This is a genomic window from Stenotrophomonas sp. P2112 (assembly GCF_041897515.1).
In the GTDB taxonomy this organism is placed as follows: domain Bacteria; phylum Pseudomonadota; class Gammaproteobacteria; order Xanthomonadales; family Xanthomonadaceae; genus Stenotrophomonas; species Stenotrophomonas sepilia.
On sequence record NZ_CP169216.1, the window covers coordinates 3,774,268 to 3,792,680 of the forward strand.

Here is an 18,413-nt window from a genome sequence, read left to right on the forward strand (position 1 = left end):
CGGCCGCTGGCCGGCATTCCGGTAGATCCACGCCATGCGTGGATGGCGGTGAAGTGCCAACCAAGGTTGGCACCTACCCGACGCCTTACGCCATGCCCGAGTGGCGCAGCAGCGCATCGATCTGCGGAGCACGGCCGCGGAAGGCCTTGAAGTTGTCCGCCGCCGGGCGGCTGCCACCGCGCGACAGGATCTCATCACGGAAGCGTGCACCGGTTTCAGCCAGTGCCTGCGGCGCTTCCTCGAAAGCGGCATAGGCGTCGGCGCTGAGTACCTCGGCCCACTTGTAGCTGTAGTAACCCGCGGCGTAACCGCCCGCAAAGATGTGGCTGAACTGGTGCGGGAAGCGGTTCCAGGCCGGCGGGTGGTTCACCGCCACTTCCGCGCGCACGCGGTCCAACAGTGCCAGCACGCTGTCCTGCGCTGGTTCGAACTGGCTGTGCAGCAGCATGTCGAACAGGCCGAACTCCAGCTGGCGGACGGTGGCCATGCCGCTGTGGAAGTTGCGCGCGGCCAGCATGCGCTCGTACAGCGCGCGCGGCAGCGGCTCGCCGCTGTCCACGTGCGCGGTCATCGCCTGCAAGTGATCCCATTCCCAGCAGAAGTTCTCCATGAACTGGCTGGGCAGCTCCACCGCATCCCATTCCACGCCGTTGATGCCGGCGACGCCCAGTTCGCCGATGCGGGTCAGCAGCTGGTGCAGGCCGTGGCCCATCTCATGGAACAGCGTGGTCACTTCGTTGTGGCTGAAGGTGGCCGGCTTGCCGTTGGCACCGCGGCCGAAGTTGCACACCAGGTAGACCAGCGGCGTCTGCACGCTGCCGTCGGTGCGCACGCGACGGTTGCGGCAATCATCCATCCACGCCCCGCCGCGCTTGCCCTCGCGGGCGTACAGGTCCAGGTAGAACTGGCCAACCAGCGCACCCTGCGCATCGACCAACCGGAAGAAGCGCACATCCTCGTGCCACACCGGCGCGCTGTCCTCCTGCACGCGCAGGCCGTACAGCTGCTCGATCACCGAGAACAGGCCGCCCAGTACCTTCGGCTCGGTGAAATACTGCTTCACCTCCTGCTCGGAATAGCTGTAACGCGCCTGCTTCAGGCGGTCGGCGGCGAAGGCCAGGTCCCAGGCCTGCAGGCTGTCGATGCCGAGCTGTTCGCGCGCGAACTGCTCCAGCTCGGCGCGGTCCCTGGCGGCGAACGGCTTGGCGCGCGCGGCCAGGTCACGCAGGAAACCGAGCACTTCGGCCGGGTCCTGCGCCATCTTGGTCGCCACCGAGTAATGGCCGTACGAATCGAAGCCGAGCAACGCAGCCAGTTCGGCGCGCAGGGCAAGGATGCGGTCGATGTTGCCGCTGTTGTCCAGTGCGTCATCGCCGAATTCGGACGCACGCTGGGCGCTGGCGCGGTACAGGATCTCGCGAAGGTCGCGGTCCTCGCCCCAGGTCTGCACCGGCAGGTAGCACGGCATCTGCAGGGTCAGTTTCCAGCCGGCCTTGCCGTCCTTCTGTGCTGCGGCATGCGCGGCGGCCTTCACGTCTTCCGGCAGGCCCTTCAGCCGCGCTTCGTCTTCGATGATCAGCGACCAGGCATCGGTAGCGTCGAGCACGTTCTGCGAGAACTTCGCCGACAGCGCCGACAGTTCTTCCTTGATCGCAGCAAAACGCTGCTGCGCCTCGGGCGCCAGCTCGGCGCCGCCCAGGCGGAAGTCGCGCAGGGTGTTGTCCAGCACCTTGCGCTGGGCTTCATCGAAATGCGCCGCCTCCGGGCTGGCGGCCAGCGCCTGGTACTGGCGGTAAAGCGCCAGGTTCTGCCCCAGCACACTGGCGAAGCGGGTCACCCGCGGCAGGTTGCTGTTGTAGGCCTCGCGCAGCTCCGGGGTGTTGACCACGCCCTGCAGGTGGCCGACCAGGCCCCAGGCGCGCCACAGGCGCTCGGTGGCATCGTCCAGCGGGGTCACGAAGGTCTGCCAGGTGACCGGCTGCACCTGCTCGGCTGCGCTGACGGCGGCTTCGGCCTCGGCCAGCAGCACATCCAGCGCCGGCGCCACGTGCTCCGGGCGGATCGCCTCGAAGCGCGGCAGGCCGGAAAAATCGAGCAGGGGGTTGGCAACGGTCACGGCAGGTCTCCAGAGTACGGGCCCGGCAGGCGGGCAGCCCGGTAGATATGGCGCTGCCAGGCATCGCTGACAAGGGGGCACGGTATTCACATCGGCCTTACGCGCGCCCCCCGAAGCTCTGGGTGCGGGGGAGTCCGCAGCGGCACGTACCGAACGAGGCCCCACATGGAAGGTCTGGCTGCAGTTGCATCCGCCTCACCGGCGCGGTCGCTGGCACTGTCTGCCAGCGCGGCCGAACTGGCCTGGATCGCCGCGCTGTGCGATGCCGGCGACGACGCCCCGCGCCACCTGCAGCAGTTGCAGGCGGTGCTGCAGCAGGGCGGCACGTTCAATGAAAGCCAGGAGTGGTACCCGTTCGAAGTAGTCGAGCGCGGCGCCAGCCAGCTGCAGCTGGGCCATGAGCGCGAGTTCGTGATCTGCGTGTTGCTGTGGTTGCAGGCATTGGCCCAGGGCCGCGCCAGCATCCTGGATCCCACCCTGCACCTGGATGACCGTGCGATGGACATCGAGGCGTTGCCCGATGCACTGCGCGACGCGGTGCTCGACGCCTTCACCGCGGCGGGATATTGAGACGCCCCGGCGACCGGGTAGAGTCGACTTTCGCGCGCAGCGCGGGATTTTCGCGACCTGAACGTAGAGCAGTCGACTAACAGTCGACTCTACCAATCGACGCACGCCTCTGCGGTGCCCCCCTGGCATCGCCGGCATGGCCCGGCGAGAGCGTCGTCCATGCTACAGCGCTTCCAGGCTGCACCACGGCAGCTCGGGCAACCCCTGCCCGGCCACCGCCGCGGCCAGCTGTGCATCGGCGCCGTCGACATCGATGCCCTGGCGCAGGTACCACGCCGGGTCGTAATAGCTCTGCGCGTAGCGTTCGCCGCTGTCGCACAGGATGCTGACGATGCTGCCCTGGTGGCCCGCCTCGCGCATCCATTGCGCGGCCTGCAGCACGCCGATGAAGTTGGTGCCGGTGGAGCCACCGACGCGGCGGCCGAGCTGGCGGCTGACATGGCGCATCGCGGCCAGGCTCAGCGCGTCGGGTACCTTGACCATCGCATCGACGCTGGTCGGGATGAAGCTCGGCTCCACCCGTGGCCGGCCGATGCCCTCCACGCGCGAACCACCACTGCAGGTCAGGTCGCGCCAGTCCTGTCCACCGGCCACAGCGGCCCGGTAGCCGTCGAAGAACACCGACACTTCCGGGTCCGCGCACAGGATGCGGGTATCGTGGCGGCGGTAGCTGACATAGCGGCCCAGGGTGGCGGCGGTACCGCCGGTGCCGGGGCTGCACACGATCCATTCCGGAACCGGGCTGGGCTCTTCGGCCATCTGCTTGAAGATGGACTCGGCGATGTTGTTGTTGGCACGCCAGTCGGTCGCGCGCTCAGCGTAGGTGAACTGGTCCATGAAGTGGCCACCGGTTTCACGGGCCAGCTTTTCCGAATCACAGTTGAGGTCGCAGGCACGTTCGACCAGGTGGCAGCGGCCGCCCTGGAACTCGATCGCGGCGATCTTTTCAGGCGAGGTGGTGGCCGGGATCACTGCAATGAACGGCAGGCCCAGCAGGCGCGCGAAATAGGCTTCGGACACCGCCGTCGAGCCGCTGGACGCTTCGATCACCGGTCGCCCTTCGCGCAGCCAGCCATTGGCCAGCGCATACAGGAACAGCGAGCGCGCCAGCCGGTGCTTGAGGCTGCCGGTGGGATGGCTCGACTCATCCTTCAGGTACACATCGATGCCCTCGAACCCGGGCAGCGCCAGCGGGATCAGGTGGGTATCGGCGGAGCGGTTGAAATCGGCTTCAATCTTGCGGATGGCGGCGGCCACCCATTCACGCTGCGACATGGCGGGCAATCGTTGTCAGGACGGAACGGTGCGATCCGGCCATTGTACGTCGCGGTACCGTCAGGTGCTGGCCGGTAGAATGCCCCCATCCGGCCGGCAACGGCCCTGTCTGAAGGACCTCCCCCATGACCATTCCCGCCCTGCGCGATGTCCCCGGCGTCGCCGCCCAGGCCCCGGCCGAAACCACCGGCTTCGTGTTCAACCACACCATGCTGCGGGTGAAGGACATCACCGCCTCGCTGGACTTCTACACCCGCGTGCTCGGCTACCAGCTGATCGACAAGCGCGACTTTCCCGAAGCCCAGTTCAGCCTGTACTTCCTGGCCTACGTCCCAGCTGGCGTGGCGGTTCCGGAAGATGACAGCCAGCGCCGCCTGTGGATGGCCGGCCTGCCGGGCGTGCTGGAACTGACCCACAACCACGGCACCGAGAGCCAGGACGGTGCGGTCTATCACGACGGCAACAGCGACCCGCGCGGCTTCGGCCACATCTGCGTGTCGGTGCCGGACATCGAGGCGGCCTGCCAGCGCTTCGAGGACCTCGGGGTAACCTTCCAGAAGCGCCTGACCGACGGCCGCATGAAGAACCTGGCCTTCATCAAGGACCCGGACGGCTACTGGGTCGAGATCATCGCCAACGTCTGACCCCGAAAAGGGGACGAAGGGGATTAAGCCGTTTCTGGCACTATTGTGCTGGAAGCGACTTAATCCCCTCCGTCCCCTTTTTCTGTGAGGTTCGTATGGAAACGATGGAACTGCACCGTGGCCGCCTGATCGACCACATCCAGCTGGTGGTGCGTGACCTGGCCGCCAGCCGCCGCTTCTACCAGGCAGTGTTCGATACGATCGGCATCCCACTGGGCGGCGAAGGGCCAGACTTCTTCTGGGCCGACGAGCTGTTCATTTCCAGCGCCAGCAGCCGTGCCGCCGCCGGCCAGTTGACCGGCCGCCACCATCTCGCCTTCCAGGCGCGCGACAGCGCAACTGTTGATGCCTTCCACACTGCCGCGATCGCCGCCGGCGGTACCGACAATGGCGCGCCAGGCGAACGCCCCTACCACCCGGGCTACTACGGCGCCTTCGTGCTCGACCCCGATGGCAACAACATCGAAGTGGTCTATCACGGGCCGGCGAACTACAGCGCCGATTCGGTGAAGGTCACTTTCTGATATCACCGGCGCCGTGAATGAAGAAGCCGGGCAATGCCCGGCTTCTCTGCTTCCAGCGCTGCGGCCCTCAGTGGGCGGCCATGTAGATGTCCTGCAGCACGGCCTTTTCCAGTTCCAGCTCGCCCAGCAGGTTCTTCACGATATCGCCCAGGCTGAGGATGCCGACCAGGCGGGTGCCTTCAGTGACCATCAGGTGACGGCGCCGCGAGTACGTCATCAATGACATGGCCTGTTTCAGCGTGGCGTCCGGCGCAATGCCCTCCAGACCGGTGGACGGCAGGCTGGAAATCACCCGGCGGCCGGCCTGCGGGCCGTCGTCGGCCAGGGTGCGCACGATGTCCTTCTCGGAAATGATGCCGACCGGGGCATCGTCCTTCATCACCACCAGCGCAGCGATCCTGTTCGCGCTCATCTTGTGGGCGGCGGCACCGATCGTGTCTTCGGCATCGATGGTGATGACAGCTTCTTTCTTGGATTGCAGGAGTTCGCGGACGTTCATTCTTGTTTCCTGGTGCAGGTCACTGAAGTCAAAAAAGTGTGCTCTTCCGATACGCCCCCTCCCCGGGAACAGACCTTTCAGCGCACGTCTGGCGCACCCGTCTGCCGCTTGGAATCACTCGGCAGACGATGTGCTGCAACGCGAACGAGGCGGGTTCAATCGCTCAACCCTAACCTCGGCCAGATCGATTCTACGACTGCGACCCTCGGTCACTACCGGCATCGATAGGACAGTTCGTCGTGGGAACCAACTGACGATCCAGAGAATGGCACCGTGGCTGAAACCGCCGCTGAATACAGGCGGCTTCGCGCATTAAAGAATGATTGCCTGCTGCCGACGACGGACAGAACGCCCGGAGGCTGTCCCACTTCGTACTGCGTCCGGCACAAACGAAAGGGGCCTCGCAGGCCCCTTTCGCATGCAGCATCCCACAGCTCCGGGAATGCCTTACTCCACCGTCACGCTCTTGGCCAGGTTGCGCGGCTTGTCCACGTCGGTGCCGCGTGCCAGCGCGGTGTGGTAGGCCAGCAGCTGCACCGGGATGGTGTGCACGATCGGGCTGAGCACGCCGGCATGGCGCGGCGTGCGGATCACATGTACGCCTTCGGACGCGTTGAAGTTGCTGTCCTGGTCGGCGAACACGAACAGCTCGCCACCACGCGCACGCACTTCCTGCATGTTCGACTTCACCTTCTCCAGCAGGCTGTCGTTCGGCGCGATCACCACCACCGGCATGTCCTCGTCCACCAGCGCCAGCGGACCATGCTTCAGCTCACCGGCCGGGTAGGCCTCGGCGTGGATGTAGGAGATTTCCTTGAGCTTGAGCGCGCCTTCCAGCGCGATCGGGTAATGCAGGCCGCGGCCCAGGAACAATGCGCTGCTCTTGCGCGCGAAACGCTCGGCCCAGGCGGCGATCTGTGGCTCCATGTTCAGGGCGTGCTGCACGCTGCCCGGCAGGAAGCGCAGCTGCTCCAGGTAGTCCGCTTCCTGCGCCGCGTCGATGCGGCCATGCAGCTTGCCCAGCACCACGGTCAGCTGGAACAGTGCGGCCAGCTGGGTGGTGAAGGCCTTGGTCGAGGCCACGCCGATCTCGGCGCCGGCGCGGGTGTAGCAGACCAGTTCGCTGGCGCGCGGGATCGCACTTTCCGGCACGTTGCAGATCGACAGCGTGTGCTGGTGGCCCAACGATTTGGCGTACTTCAGCGCTTCCATCGTATCCAGCGTTTCGCCGGACTGCGAGATGGTCACGATCAGATGCTTGGGGTTCGCGTAGGCCGCGCGATAGCGGTACTCGCTGGCGATTTCCACGCTGCACGGCAGGCCGGCGATGGCTTCGATCCAGTAGCGCGCGGTCAGGCCGGCGTAGTAGCTGGTTCCGCAGGCGATGATCTGCACGCCTTCGATGCCCGACAGCACCGCTTCGGCGTTCTTGCCGAACAGCCCGGCCGGGAAACCACCGGCATCGATCGCCGCCTCGATGGTGTCGCCCAGCGCGCGCGGCTGCTCGTGGATTTCCTTCTGCATGAAGTGGCGGTACGGGCCCAGCTCCAGCGATGCCAGCGACACGTCGGACAGGTGCACATCGCGCTCGACCGGCTGGTCGTGCTCGTCGAAGATGCGCACGCCATCACGCCGGATCTCAGCGGTGTCGCCCTCTTCCAGGAAGATCACCTTGCGCGTGGCCGAGATCACGGCCGAGACGTCGGAGGCGACGAAGTTCTCTCCCTCGCCCAGGCCGACCAGCAGCGGGCAGCCCATGCGCGCGCAGACGAAGCGCTCCGGCTCGGCGCGGCTGACCACGGCCAGCGCGTAGGCACCGGTCAGCTCCTTCACCGTGTGCTGCAGCGCCACCAGCAGGTCGTCGCCGCCCTTCAGATGATGGTGGATCAGGTGCGCGATGACCTCGGTGTCGGTCTGCGATTCAAACGTGTAGCCCAGCGCGCGCAGCTTCTCGCGCTGCTCTTCGTGGTTCTCGATGATGCCGTTGTGCACCAGCGCCACACCGTGGCTGATGTGCGGATGTGCATTGGCCTCGGTGACACCGCCGTGGGTGGCCCAGCGGGTGTGGCCGATGCCCAGCACCGCATTGAAGCCCTCGGCCTCGGCCGCCGTGGCCATTTCCGACACTCGACCGGTACGACGGACGCGACGGACTTCGGGGCGCTCGGCGTGGTCGATCACTGCGATGCCCGAGGAGTCGTAACCACGGTACTCGAGCCGCTTCAGGCCTTCGATCAGTACCGGCACCACATCGCGATCAGCGATTGCACCCACGATTCCACACATGTCACGCGATTCCTTGGAGACGATCGGCGCATTCTAGCCCGCCTGCCTGGCTTCCCCCTCCTGTCCGCTTAATGAAAGTGTCCGGAAAGGTGTCCGCGGACACCCGGACACTCCCCCGAAATCCCCAACCCCTTGACCTGAAAGGAAATAAGGTTGGCACGCTACGTGCTTGGTATTGGCTACCACCGTCAGGCACGCACCCGATGATCCGCGACACTTCCGCACAGGACCAGATCGTTTCCTCCGCCCCGGCCGGCACCACCCGCGCCAGCTGGCATCGCTACCGCTGGCCGGCGCTGGGCGCCATTGCGCTGCTCGCCGGCATCGGCTGGGCGGTCCATGCCTGGTCCAATGCCAGCCGCTCCTTCGACAGCAGCCGCGTGCGCATCGCCGAGGTGAAGCGGGGCGACCTGGTCCGTGACATCGCTGCCGACGGCCGCGTGATCGCCGCCAACAGCCCGATCCTGTACGCGATCTCGGCCGGTACCGTGGACCTGAAGGTCGTCGCCGGTGACGTGGTCAAGAAGGGCCAGGAGCTGGCGATCATCGACAGCCCGGAACTGCGCAGCAAGCTGGCCCAGGAACAGGCAACGCTGGCCGGCCTGGAAGCCGAGGCCAGCCGCGCCGCGCTGGACGCGACCCTGGCCCGTGCCAAGTCACGCAAGGAAACCGACCAGGCCACCATCGAACGCCAGGCCGCCGACCGCGACCTGCAGCGCTACCAGCGCGGCTACGACGGCGGTGCGGTGCCGCAGATCGACCTGGCCAAGGCGAAGGACTCGCTGAAGAAGGCCGACATCACCCTGGCCAACGCCACCACCGACGCGCGCCTGCAGAGCCAGGGCGCCGACCTGGATGCCCGCAACAAGCGCCTGCTGGCCGACCGCCAGAAGGCCGTGGTGGCCGAAGTGCAACGCCAGGTCGATGCACTGACCCTGCGCGCCCCGTTCGATGGCCAGGTCGGCCAGGTCCAGGCGGTGCAGTCCACCAACCTGGCCGCCAACGCGCCGGTGCTGGGCGTGGTCGACCTGTCCAAGTTCGAGGTCGAGATCAAGGTGCCGGAGAGCTTCGCCCGCGACCTGGCGATCGGCATGCCGGCCCAGCTGACCGGCGGCAACGGCCAGCCGTTCCCGGGCGAGATCAGCGCGGTGTCGCCGGAGGTGGTCAACGGCGAGGTCAATGCCCGCGTGCGTTTCGCCAGCGCGCAGCCGGAAGGCCTGCGCCAGAGCCAGCGGATGTCGGTGCGCGTGCTGCTCGATACCCGCAAGAACGTGCTGAAGGTCGAGCGCGGCCCGTTCGTCGAACAGGGCAACGGCATGGCCTACGTGATGGATGGCCGCACCGCCGTGCGCCGCCCGGTGGAACTGGGCGTCAGCAGCCTGGGCGAAGTGGAAATCAAGTCGGGTGTGCAGCCGGGCGACCGCATCGTGGTCTCCGGCAGCGACCTGTTCAAGGACGCCGAACGCGTCTCCGTCAACTGATACCTGAATCCTGGAGAGAGGACACCCCATGTACATGCTCGAAATGCGTTCGGTCGCCAAGGTCTTCCGCACCGAACAGGTGGAAACCCACGCGTTGCGCTCCCTGGAACTGCAGGTCAAGGAAGGCGAGTTCGTCGCCGTCACCGGTCCGTCCGGTTCCGGCAAGACCACCTTCCTCAACATCGCCGGCCTGCTGGAAACCTTCACCAGCGGTACCTACATGCTGGACGGGCAGGATGTGAGCACGCTGGGCGATGACGCCCGCAGCCGCCTGCGCAACCAGAAGATCGGCTTCATCTTCCAGGGCTTCAACCTGATCCCCGACCTCAACCTGTTCGACAACGTCGACGTGCCGCTGCGCTATCGGAAGATGAGCGCCAACGAACGCCGCGAACGCATCGAGAAGGCGCTGACCCAGGTCGGCCTGGGCTCGCGCATGAAGCACTACCCGAATGAGCTGTCCGGCGGTCAGCAGCAGCGTGCGGCGATCGCGCGTGCACTGGCCGGCAGCCCGCGCCTGCTGCTGGCCGACGAGCCGACCGGCAACCTGGATACGCAGATGGCGCGTGGCGTGATGGAACTGCTGGAGGAGATCAATGCCGCCGGCACCACCATCGTAATGGTCACCCACGACCCGGAACTGGCCGCGCGTGCGCAGCGCAACGTGCACATCGTCGACGGCCAGGTCACCGACCTGGTGCGCGAGCCGGTGCTGGCCACGCCGCGCCACATCGTCGCCGTCAACGAGTGAGGGCATTCCCATGTTCGCCTACTACGCCCGATTGGCGGTACGCAGTTTCCGCCGCAACAAGGTCCTGACTGCGCTGATGGTGGTAGCCATCGCCCTCGGCATCGGTGCCTCGATGACCACCCTGACCGTATTCCACGTGCTGTCCGGCGACCCGATCCCCGGCAAGAGTGACCGGCTGTTCTATGTGCAGCTCGATGCCGCGACCGGCGCCTATGTCGCGGGCGAGGAGCCGGAAACACAGTTGACCCGCTTCGACGGTGAAGCCCTGCTGCGCGAAGCCAAGGGCGAGCGCCAGGCGCTGATGAGCGGCGGCGGCGGCACCATCGAACCGGACAACAGCACCCTCAAGCCCTTCAGCATCGACACCCGCTGGACCTCGGCCGATTTCTTCCCGATGTTCGAGGTGCCCATGCAGTACGGCCGCCCGTGGACGCGCGAGGACGACGAAGGCCGCGCACGCGTGGTGGTCATCTCCAAGGCGCTCAACGACAAGCTTTACCAGGGCGCCAACAGCGTAGGCCGCGACCTGCGCATGGAAGGCCAGAGCTACCGCATCGTCGGCGTGATGAAGGAGTGGAGCCCGGAGCCGCACTTCTACGACCTGACCACCGGCAGCTACGGCAAGAACGAGGACCTGCTGCTGCCGATTTCCACGTCCTTCGACCTGAAACTGGGCAGCAACGGCAACATGAACTGCTTCGGCGAAAATCCCGACGGCAACAGCTACTCGCTCAATGCGCCGTGCGCGTGGCTGCAGTACTGGGTGGAGATGGACCCGGCCAAGGCCGCCGACTACCGCCGCTACCTGGAGAACTATTCGAGCCAGCAGCGCCAGGCCGGCCGCTTCAAGCACCCGCCGAACGTGCGCCTGCGCACCGTGATGGAATGGCTGGACTTCAACGGCGCGGTGCCCAGCGATGTGCGCCTGCAGCTGTGGCTGGCACTGGGTTTCCTGGGGGTCTGCCTGGTCAACACGGTGGGCCTGCTGCTGGCCAAGTTCCTGCGCCGCAGTGGTGAGATCGGCGTGCGCCGCGCACTCGGTGCCAGCCGTGGCCAGATCTTCCTGCAGTGCCTGGTGGAAGCCGGCGCGGTCGGCGTGGTCGGGGGCGTGCTGGGCATCGGCCTGGCCCTGCTGGGCCTGTTCGCGGTGCGCCAGCAACCGGTGGAGTACGCAAAGCTGGCCCACCTGGACGGCAACATGCTACTGCTTGCGCTGGGCTTGACCCTGTTCGCCAGCCTTGCCGCCGGTTTCCTGCCTGCCTGGCGCGCCATGCAGGTCACTCCGGCCATCCAGCTCAAGTCGCAGTAAGCACCCGAACGAGGACTCCCATGGACATCCGCCCCATCCTCAGCACGCTGCGCCGGCACAAGACTGCCGCTGCCCTGATCGTGCTGGAAGTCGCACTAACCTGCGCCATCGTCTGCAACGCGCTGTTCCTGGTCAGCCAGCGCGTGGAGAAGATCAGCATGCCCAGCGGCATCGCCGAGAACGAACTGGTGATGCTCCGCGTCAGCGGCATCGGCAAGCAGACCGATGCCATGGCCCGCACCCGTGAGGACCTGGCGTCATTGCGTGCGCTTCCCGGCGTCAGCAACGTCACCATCATCAACCAGGTGCCTTTCCGCAACGGCTCGTCCAGCAGCAGCATCTCGCGGGAGATCGACCAGGAACGGCCGACCACCAACGCCTCGATGTACACCCTGTCCGAGAACGGGCTGGCCACGATGGGCATCAACCTGATCGCCGGCCGCGATTTCCTGCCCGGCGAGTACCAGAACTTCGAAGACGCCAGCAAGGGGGGCGCCAAGGAAAACGCCATCCCGGTCATCCTCACCCAGGCCACCGCCGCCAAGATGGAACCCAACGGCAGCGCGCTGGGCAAGACCTACTACATGGGCAAGCAGCCGCTGCATGTGGTCGGCATCGTCGACACGCTGAGCACGCCCAACGGCTGGAATGACAACTGGACGAACTCCATGCTGCTGCCCATGCGGCGCACCTTCGACGAGGGTGGCACCTATGTGCTGCGCACTTCGCCGGAACGCCGCCAGGAGGTGCTTGATGCGGGGGCTGCTGTACTGGAGCGCAATGACCCCAACCGGCTGATGCGCGACAAGCTGACCTATGAAGACCAGCGCAAGGACTTCTTCAAGAACGACCGCGCGATGGTTGGCCTGCTGATCACCGTCAGCGTCTCGCTGCTGGTGGTGACCGCACTGGGCATCATCGGCCTGGCCAGCTTCTGGGTGCAGCAGCGCAGCAAGCAGATCGGCATCCGCCGCGCACTCGGTGCCACCCGCGGCCAGATCCTGCGCTACTTCCAGACCGAGAACTTCCTGCTGGCCTCGCTGGGCATCGTGCTGGGCATGCTGGCAGCCTACGCGATCAACCTGGCACTGATGAACCTCTACGAGCTGCCACGCATGCCCCTGTACTACCTGCCGCTGGGCGCGCTTCTGCTGTGGGTGCTGGGCCAGATCGCGGTGTTCGGGCCGGCCCGGCGCGCGGCAGCGGTCCCGCCCGCAGTCGCCACGCGGGGCGCGTGAGGTGCGTGCCTGCCGAATGCTGTTGATGGCACTGCTGCCACTGCCGGCGCTGGCCGGCGGTGGCAGCTCGCAGACGCTGGAATGGCGCCAGGATGATGCCCGCCTGGCGCTCCGCTCGACCGAGGGCCAGTTACGGGTGGACGCCGCGCGTCCGGAAGCCCGCTTCGGCGTGCGCAGCGGCGACCGCATCCTGCGCTTGGACGATACGGCCGTGCGGCGGATCGAGCATCTTGCCGATGCACTGCGGCATTCCAGTGCCCCGACTGTGTACCTGTTGCTGCGCCGCGACAAACGCGAGCTCACCGTCCCGGTGGACGCCACCTCGTGGCGGCTGGCGCTGGCCGCTCCGCCACCGCCGGCACCACCGCCTCCACCAGCGCGGCGCTGAAACCAGCCCGCCCTCGTCGCCACGGCTTTGGCTATGCTTGATGGGTGGCGCCGGGCTCTCCCGGCGTATGGATACGAACACGGCTCCATCGGCGCCGCCCATCCCTTTCTGCAGAACTGCTTGATGCCTTCGATCCTGATCATCGACGACAACGCCAGCGTGGGCACCGCGCTGGACGTGCTGTTCTCCCTGCATGACATCGACACCCTGCAGGCGCAGACCCCGGCCGAAGGGCTGGCCCTGCTCGAGTCGCAGCCGGTCGACCTGGTGATCCAGGACATGAATTTCAGCGAGGACACCACCTCCGGCGAAGAAGGCGAAGACCTGTTCGCACAGATCCGCGCACGCCACCCGGACCTGCCGGTGATCCTGCTCACCGCCTGGACCCACCTGAGCAGTGCGGTGGACCTAGTCAAGGCCGGTGCCGCCGACTACCTGGCCAAGCCCTGGGACGACCGCAAGCTGCTGACCACGGTCAACAACCTGCTCGAGCTGTCCGAGGCGCGGCGCGAGCTGGACCGCCGCCGCAGCCGTGAGCTGCGCCAGCGCAATGCGCTGGAAGAAAAGTACGAGCTGTGTGGTGCGGTCTTCGCCGATCCGGCCAGCGAGCGCGTCATTGCCCTGGCCTGCCAGGTCGCGCGCTCCGACCTGCCGGTGCTGATCACCGGTCCCAATGGTGCCGGCAAGGAAAAGATCGCGCAGATCATCCAGGCCAACTCGCTGGTGGCCAAGGGCCCGTTCATCACGGTCAACTGCGGCGCCCTGCCCTCGGAACTGATCGAGGCCGAACTGTTCGGTGCCGAAGCCGGCGCATATACCGGCGCCAACAAGGCACGCGAGGGCAAGTTCGAAGCCGCCGACGGCGGCACGCTGTTCCTGGATGAGATCGGCAACCTGTCGCTGGGCGGCCAGATGAAGCTCCTGCGTGTGCTGGAAACAGGGCGCTTCGAGCGTCTTGGCTCCAATCGCGAGCGCCAGGTCAAAGTCCGTGTGGTCAGCGCGACCAATGCCGACCTGCCGGCGATGATCCGCGACGGCACCTTCCGCGAAGACCTGTACTACCGCCTCAATACGGTGGAATTGGTACTGCCACCATTGGCCGAGCGCCCGGGCGACATCGTGCCCCTGGCCGAGCGCTTCCTGACCGCCGGCAAGCCACTTTCCAGCGCCGCCACCGCGGCCTTGCAACGGCACCCCTGGCCCGGCAACGTGCGCGAACTGCGCAACGTGATCCAGCGGGCCGAGTTGCTGGCGACCGGCAACCGCATCGAAGTGGCCGACCTGAACCTGCCGCGTGCCGCACCTGCACCGCGACCGGCAGCCAGTGCCGGCAATGATCCTGACCGTGCGCGCATCGAGGATGTGCTGGCGCGCAACCACGGCGTCATCGCCCAGGCCGCCGCCGAACTCGGCCTGAGCCGCCAGGCACTGTACCGGCGCATGGACCGGCACGGCATCCCACGCGAATGAAACGGCGCTCGTTCACCTTCCGCCTGTTCCTGCGCCTGCTGCCGGTGCTGGCGCTGGCCGCCGCGTTGCCGTGGCTGCTGGCCTACTGGATGGACCATGGCTGGGTGGTGACCACGGTGTCGGCGCTGATCCTGCTGTCGCTGATGTGGTGGACCCTGCGCCGTGCAACCGCGCCGGTACGTTCATTGATGCGCGCCTTGGCCGGCACCACCAGCAGCTACCGCGACGGTGAGTACAACTTCGGTGTGTACTGGCCAGGCAACGACGAACTGGGTGACCTGGTGCAGGCGCACCGCGAACTGGGCGACGTGCTGCGCGAGCAGCGGCAAGGCCTGGTGCAGCGCGAACTGCTGCTGGACACCATGGTACAGAACACCCCGGTGGCGATGCTGCTGATTGCTTCCGGCGGCGATGGCATCGCCCGCGTGGTGTTCTCCAACCTGGCCGCGCGCAAGCTGCTGCATGGCGGCTGGAAGCTGGAAGGCCAGCGCCTGGAAGAGGTGCTGGAACAGGTGCCGGTGGAGCTGCGCGATGCCATCGCCCGTGGCGGCGACAGCCTGTTCGCGGTGCATGCGGAAGGCGAAGACGGCGATGAGGACGACGAACAGGTCTATCACCTCTCACGCCGATCTTTCCAGCTCAACGGCCGCCCGCACGACCTGCTGCTGGTACGCCTGCTCACCGCCGAACTGCGCCGCCAGGAAGTGCAGACGTGGAAGAAGGTGATCCGGGTGATCAGCCACGAGCTCAACAACTCGCTGGCGCCGATCGCCTCGCTGGCCCATTCCGGCGGCGTGCTGGTACAGCGCGAGCGCTTCGATCGGCTGCCGGAGATCTTCACCACCATCGAAGACCGCGCGCGCCACCTGGAAGGCTTCATCCGTGGCTATGCGCGCTTCGCCAAGCTGCCGCAACCGCAACTGCAGACCGTGCACTGGGCGCCCTTCCTGTCCAGCCTGCGCCAGCAGATTCCGTTCGGCATGGAACGTGAACCGGACGAGGAACTGAGCAGCCGGATCGACATCGCGCAGTTCGGGCAGGCGCTGTTGAACCTGCTGAAGAACGCGCATGAAGCCTGTGCCGAAGCCGATCCGCCCAATGATGACGTGCAGGTGCAGCTGACGCGGTTGCCGCAATGGCTGCGCCTGGATGTGCTGGACCGTGGCAAGGGCATGAACGAGCAGGTGCTGCAGAACGCGCTGATGCCGTTCTATTCGACCAAGCGCAACGGTACCGGGTTGGGACTGGCACTGACCCGCGAGATCGTGGAGGCGCACGGTGGGCGGGTGTCGCTGCAGAACCGCGGTGATGGCGGGCTGTGCGTGTCGATCCTGTTGCCGATGGGGTGAGTTGCCGACTTGGCTCGGTCTGTCAGTAGAGCCACGCCATGCGTGGATGTGCCGACCAGGGTCGGCACCTACCAGACCTGCCGCATCGCCACCCGCAGATGCATTGGAAATCCCAGCGCGGCCTCTTCGGCCATCACCGCGCGCAGGCCCTCGCTCCACTGCGCCTCGGGCACTACCTCGAACCCTTCGCTGGCGTAGAAGGCTGCATTCCACGGCACATCGCTCAAGGTGGTCAGCACCGCTGCAGCAAAGCCAGTGGCCCTGGCCTGCGCCAAGGCATGCCGCAGCAATGCACGGCCATGGCCACGACGCGCGTGCGCTGGATCCACATCCATCTGCAGGACATGGAACTCGCCTGCCAGGTCGCCGGCCAGCAGGTAGCCGGCAACACCGCCGGCGGCGCCATCCACCACCCACAGCTGCCCACGCTCAAGGCCTTCCTGCAGCGTCGGCAGGTCCAGGCCGTGGCTGGCAAACACCGGATAGGCCTCGTGACCCCTCAGCAGTTCGCCGGCACGTTGTTCGATCGCCGGCAGCACACCCAGCTCATCGGTGCGCGGAACCCGTGGCTCAGGACTTCTTGACCGGGCGCTTCCAGCCATCGATGGTTTCCTGTCGTGCACGTGCCAGCGTCAGCTTGCCGTCCGGCGCGGTGCGGGTGATGACCGACCCGGCAGCGATGGTCGCGCCCTCGCCGATGGTGATCGGTGCCACCAGCGAGCTGTTGGAGCCGATGAAGGCGTTGTCGCCGATGGTGGTGGTCGACTTGTTCACGCCATCGTAGTTGCAGGTGATGGTGCCGGCACCGATGTTCACCCTGCTGCCGATCACCGCGTCACCCAGGTAGGTGAGATGGTTGGCCTTGCTGCCGACGCCGAGGGTGACCTTCTTGGTTTCGACGAAGTTGCCGACGTGTACGCCATCGGCCAGCACGGTACCCGGCCGCAAGCGTGCGAACGGGCCGATCTGCGCGGCACCCTCGGTCACCACGCCTTCCAGGTCGCAATGCGCGCGCACTTCGGTGCCGGGCCCCAGGTTGACGTCCTTCAGCCGGTTGAACGGGCCTACGGTAACGCCGTCACCGAGCACGACGTTGCCTTCAAGAACAACGTCGACATCGATCAGTACATCGCTGCCCACGGTGACGGTGCCACGGATATCCAGTCGTGCCGGGTCACGCACGCGCGCGCCCTGAGCGCACAGTGCACGCACCGCACGGCGCTGCCAGGCGCGCTCCAGCTGCGACAGCTGCCATGGATCATTCGCCCCCTCGGCCTCCTGTGCATCGGCGACCAGGGCCATCTCGGCCGGGGTGTACTCATGCGCGGCGAACGCGAACACATCGGTAAGGTAGTACTCGCCCTGCGCATTGCTGTTGGACAGCTGCGACAACCAGCGGCGCAGCGCGGTCGACTCTGCGGCGATGATGCCGGTGTTGATCGTGCGCACGCGCAGCTGGTCGTCGGTGGCGTCCTTCTGCTCGACGATGGAGCCCACCTTGCCCTCTGCATCGCGCAGCACCCGGCCGTACCCGGTCGGGTCATCGACATCGGCCACCAGCACTGCCAGCCGGCCCGGCTGCGCCAGCAGGTCGCGCAGGGTCTGCGCGCGGATCAGCGGCACATCGCCGTACAGCACCAGCACCTGCGCGGCATCGGGAACCTGCGGCATTGCCTGCGCCACTGCGTGGCCGGTACCGAGCTGCTGGACCTGTTCGGCCCACTGCAGGTCGGGCTGGCCGGCGAAGTACTGACGCACCGCCTCGCCACCATGGCCGTAAACCACGTGGATGGCCGCCGGCTGCAGCTCGCGGGCCGTATCGATCACGTGCGCCAGCATCGGCTGGCCGGCGATCGGCTGCAGCACCTTCGGCAGCACCGACTTCATGCGCTTGCCGGCGCCGGCGGCGAGGATGATGACGTGCAGGGCTTGGGTCATGGGAGCAGCAGTCCGTAGTTCGTTGCCGGTGATTCTAGAGCGTGGGCCGTTAACATGGGCATCCCTCCTCCTTCACCACGCCGATGAGCCTGCTCCGCCAGGGAAGCACCTACCTCGTGATCGGGCTCGTGCAGCTGCTGGTCGATTGGCTGGTGTTCGTGGTCGCCACCGCGCTGGGCATGCCGGTCGCGCCGGCCAACATCGCCGGTCGCCTGGCCGGCATGCTGCTGGGCTTCTGGCTCAACGGCCGCTACACCTTTGCCGAGGCCGGCACCCGCAAGCTGGGATGGAAGCGCTTTGCACGTTTCTTCGGGCTGTGGCTGCTGCTGACGGCGACGAGCACGCTGCTGGTCAGCCTGGTCGACCAGGCGCTGGGCCTGCAATTCACGTGGCTGGCCAAGCCGCTGGTGGAAGGCGGGCTGGCATGCGTGTCGTTCCTGTTGATGCGCTACGTGGTGTATCGCTGAGACGAGGCGGGAATCGGGATGCCGGATTGGGGGCGGGAACCGGAACGGTAGAGTCGACTGTCAGTCGACTGCTCTTCCGTGAGGTCGCGAAAATCCCGAGCTGCGCGC

At 66.6% G+C, this 18,413-nt stretch carries 17 protein-coding genes; 11 read left to right on the top strand and 6 right to left on the bottom strand.

Annotated features, from left to right (window positions below):
- Positions 1-85: 85 nt before the first annotated feature.
- Positions 86-2,116, bottom strand: a complete 2,031-nt coding sequence (locus ACEPA4_RS17355; protein WP_033835682.1) for a M3 family metallopeptidase — start codon at positions 2,114-2,116, stop codon at positions 86-88.
- 165 nt (positions 2,117-2,281) lie between these two features.
- Here ACEPA4_RS17355 and ACEPA4_RS17360 point away from each other — a divergent pair, with 165 nt between their 5' ends.
- The gene (locus ACEPA4_RS17360; RefSeq protein ID WP_005419475.1) at positions 2,282-2,686 is read left to right on the top strand and encodes a hypothetical protein; all 405 of its coding nucleotides are present in this window, start codon (positions 2,282-2,284) and stop codon (positions 2,684-2,686) included.
- A gap of 162 nt (positions 2,687-2,848) precedes the next feature.
- Here ACEPA4_RS17360 and ACEPA4_RS17365 read toward each other — a convergent pair whose 3' ends face one another.
- Positions 2,849-3,961: a PLP-dependent cysteine synthase family protein gene (locus ACEPA4_RS17365; protein WP_005419477.1), complete on the bottom strand. Its 1,113-nt coding sequence runs from the start codon at positions 3,959-3,961 to the stop codon at positions 2,849-2,851.
- A 125-nt stretch (positions 3,962-4,086) separates the two neighbouring features.
- On the opposite strand from ACEPA4_RS17365, the gene gloA reads away from it, so the two are divergent.
- Positions 4,087-4,605: a lactoylglutathione lyase gene (gene gloA, locus ACEPA4_RS17370; protein ID WP_033834977.1), complete on the top strand. Its 519-nt coding sequence runs from the start codon at positions 4,087-4,089 to the stop codon at positions 4,603-4,605.
- A 95-nt stretch (positions 4,606-4,700) separates the two neighbouring features.
- On the top strand, positions 4,701-5,129 hold the full coding sequence (locus tag ACEPA4_RS17375) for a VOC family protein (protein WP_019660719.1): 429 nt from the start codon (positions 4,701-4,703) through the stop codon (positions 5,127-5,129).
- A 67-nt stretch (positions 5,130-5,196) separates the two neighbouring features.
- Here ACEPA4_RS17375 and ACEPA4_RS17380 read toward each other — a convergent pair whose 3' ends face one another.
- Positions 5,197-5,628: a CBS domain-containing protein gene (locus ACEPA4_RS17380; RefSeq protein ID WP_033834978.1), complete on the bottom strand. Its 432-nt coding sequence runs from the start codon at positions 5,626-5,628 to the stop codon at positions 5,197-5,199.
- Positions 5,629-6,075: 447 nt separating this feature from the next.
- Positions 6,076-7,914 carry a glutamine--fructose-6-phosphate transaminase (isomerizing) gene (gene glmS, locus ACEPA4_RS17385; RefSeq protein ID WP_164093226.1) on the bottom strand — a complete coding sequence of 613 codons (1,839 nt, stop codon included), beginning with the start codon at positions 7,912-7,914 and terminating at the stop codon, positions 6,076-6,078.
- Between the two features lie 203 nt (positions 7,915-8,117).
- Here glmS and ACEPA4_RS17390 point away from each other — a divergent pair, with 203 nt between their 5' ends.
- From ACEPA4_RS17390 to ACEPA4_RS17420, 7 genes are all read left to right on the top strand, one after another.
- On the top strand, positions 8,118-9,395 hold the full coding sequence (locus tag ACEPA4_RS17390; RefSeq protein ID WP_005419485.1) for an efflux RND transporter periplasmic adaptor subunit: 1,278 nt from the start codon (positions 8,118-8,120) through the stop codon (positions 9,393-9,395).
- 28 nt (positions 9,396-9,423) lie between these two features.
- Entirely contained in the window at positions 9,424-10,146 is a 723-nt protein-coding gene (locus tag ACEPA4_RS17395; protein WP_005419487.1) for an ABC transporter ATP-binding protein, read from the top strand.
- 10 nt (positions 10,147-10,156) lie between these two features.
- On the top strand, positions 10,157-11,455 hold the full coding sequence (locus ACEPA4_RS17400) for an ABC transporter permease (protein ID WP_005419489.1): 1,299 nt from the start codon (positions 10,157-10,159) through the stop codon (positions 11,453-11,455).
- A 20-nt stretch (positions 11,456-11,475) separates the two neighbouring features.
- A complete protein-coding gene (locus tag ACEPA4_RS17405) occupies positions 11,476-12,693 on the top strand; it encodes an ABC transporter permease (RefSeq protein WP_005419491.1) in 1,218 nt (405 codons plus the stop codon).
- Between the two features lie 16 nt (positions 12,694-12,709).
- Positions 12,710-13,081: a PDZ domain-containing protein gene (locus ACEPA4_RS17410; RefSeq protein ID WP_164093227.1), complete on the top strand. Its 372-nt coding sequence runs from the start codon at positions 12,710-12,712 to the stop codon at positions 13,079-13,081.
- A 123-nt stretch (positions 13,082-13,204) separates the two neighbouring features.
- The gene (locus ACEPA4_RS17415) at positions 13,205-14,551 is read left to right on the top strand and encodes a sigma-54 dependent transcriptional regulator (RefSeq protein WP_065178012.1); all 1,347 of its coding nucleotides are present in this window, start codon (positions 13,205-13,207) and stop codon (positions 14,549-14,551) included.
- The gene (locus ACEPA4_RS17420; RefSeq protein WP_065186213.1) at positions 14,548-15,900 is read left to right on the top strand and encodes a PAS domain-containing sensor histidine kinase; all 1,353 of its coding nucleotides are present in this window, start codon (positions 14,548-14,550) and stop codon (positions 15,898-15,900) included. Before ACEPA4_RS17415 ends, ACEPA4_RS17420 begins: the two co-directional genes overlap by 4 nt.
- Before the next feature lie 68 nt (positions 15,901-15,968).
- On the opposite strand, the gene ACEPA4_RS17425 is transcribed toward ACEPA4_RS17420, so the two are convergent.
- Positions 15,969-16,502, bottom strand: coding sequence for a GNAT family N-acetyltransferase (locus tag ACEPA4_RS17425; protein ID WP_053497585.1), 534 nt, complete (start codon positions 16,500-16,502; stop codon positions 15,969-15,971).
- A complete protein-coding gene (gene glmU, locus ACEPA4_RS17430; RefSeq protein WP_065186211.1) occupies positions 16,471-17,838 on the bottom strand; it encodes a bifunctional UDP-N-acetylglucosamine diphosphorylase/glucosamine-1-phosphate N-acetyltransferase GlmU in 1,368 nt (455 codons plus the stop codon). Before glmU ends, ACEPA4_RS17425 begins: the two co-directional genes overlap by 32 nt.
- Positions 17,839-17,921: 83 nt before the next feature.
- Between glmU and ACEPA4_RS17435 the strand changes: the two genes are divergently transcribed.
- A complete protein-coding gene (locus ACEPA4_RS17435; protein WP_005419508.1) occupies positions 17,922-18,305 on the top strand; it encodes a GtrA family protein in 384 nt (127 codons plus the stop codon).
- The last annotated feature ends 108 nt before the right edge of the window (positions 18,306-18,413 follow it).

Excerpts from the sequence above, each read along its gene's own strand:
- ACEPA4_RS17360 (WP_005419475.1), top strand. The coding sequence starts at position 2,282 with ATGGAAGGTCTGGCTGCAGTTGCATCCGCCTCACCGGCGCGGTCGCTG.
- ACEPA4_RS17365 (WP_005419477.1), bottom strand. The coding sequence starts at position 3,961 with ATGTCGCAGCGTGAATGGGTGGCCGCCGCCATCCGCAAGATTGAAGCC.
- gloA (WP_033834977.1), top strand. The coding sequence starts at position 4,087 with ATGACCATTCCCGCCCTGCGCGATGTCCCCGGCGTCGCCGCCCAGGCC.
- ACEPA4_RS17375 (WP_019660719.1), top strand. The coding sequence starts at position 4,701 with ATGGAAACGATGGAACTGCACCGTGGCCGCCTGATCGACCACATCCAG.
- ACEPA4_RS17380 (WP_033834978.1), bottom strand. The coding sequence starts at position 5,628 with ATGAACGTCCGCGAACTCCTGCAATCCAAGAAAGAAGCTGTCATCACC.
- glmS (WP_164093226.1), bottom strand. The coding sequence starts at position 7,914 with ATGTGTGGAATCGTGGGTGCAATCGCTGATCGCGATGTGGTGCCGGTA.
- ACEPA4_RS17390 (WP_005419485.1), top strand. The coding sequence starts at position 8,118 with ATGATCCGCGACACTTCCGCACAGGACCAGATCGTTTCCTCCGCCCCG.
- ACEPA4_RS17395 (WP_005419487.1), top strand. The coding sequence starts at position 9,424 with ATGTACATGCTCGAAATGCGTTCGGTCGCCAAGGTCTTCCGCACCGAA.
- ACEPA4_RS17400 (WP_005419489.1), top strand. The coding sequence starts at position 10,157 with ATGTTCGCCTACTACGCCCGATTGGCGGTACGCAGTTTCCGCCGCAAC.
- ACEPA4_RS17405 (WP_005419491.1), top strand. The coding sequence starts at position 11,476 with ATGGACATCCGCCCCATCCTCAGCACGCTGCGCCGGCACAAGACTGCC.
- ACEPA4_RS17410 (WP_164093227.1), top strand. The coding sequence starts at position 12,710 with ATGCTGTTGATGGCACTGCTGCCACTGCCGGCGCTGGCCGGCGGTGGC.
- ACEPA4_RS17415 (WP_065178012.1), top strand. The coding sequence starts at position 13,205 with ATGCCTTCGATCCTGATCATCGACGACAACGCCAGCGTGGGCACCGCG.
- ACEPA4_RS17420 (WP_065186213.1), top strand. The coding sequence starts at position 14,548 with ATGAAACGGCGCTCGTTCACCTTCCGCCTGTTCCTGCGCCTGCTGCCG.
- ACEPA4_RS17425 (WP_053497585.1), bottom strand. The coding sequence starts at position 16,502 with ATGGCTGGAAGCGCCCGGTCAAGAAGTCCTGAGCCACGGGTTCCGCGC.
- glmU (WP_065186211.1), bottom strand. The coding sequence starts at position 17,838 with ATGACCCAAGCCCTGCACGTCATCATCCTCGCCGCCGGCGCCGGCAAG.
- ACEPA4_RS17435 (WP_005419508.1), top strand. The coding sequence starts at position 17,922 with ATGAGCCTGCTCCGCCAGGGAAGCACCTACCTCGTGATCGGGCTCGTG.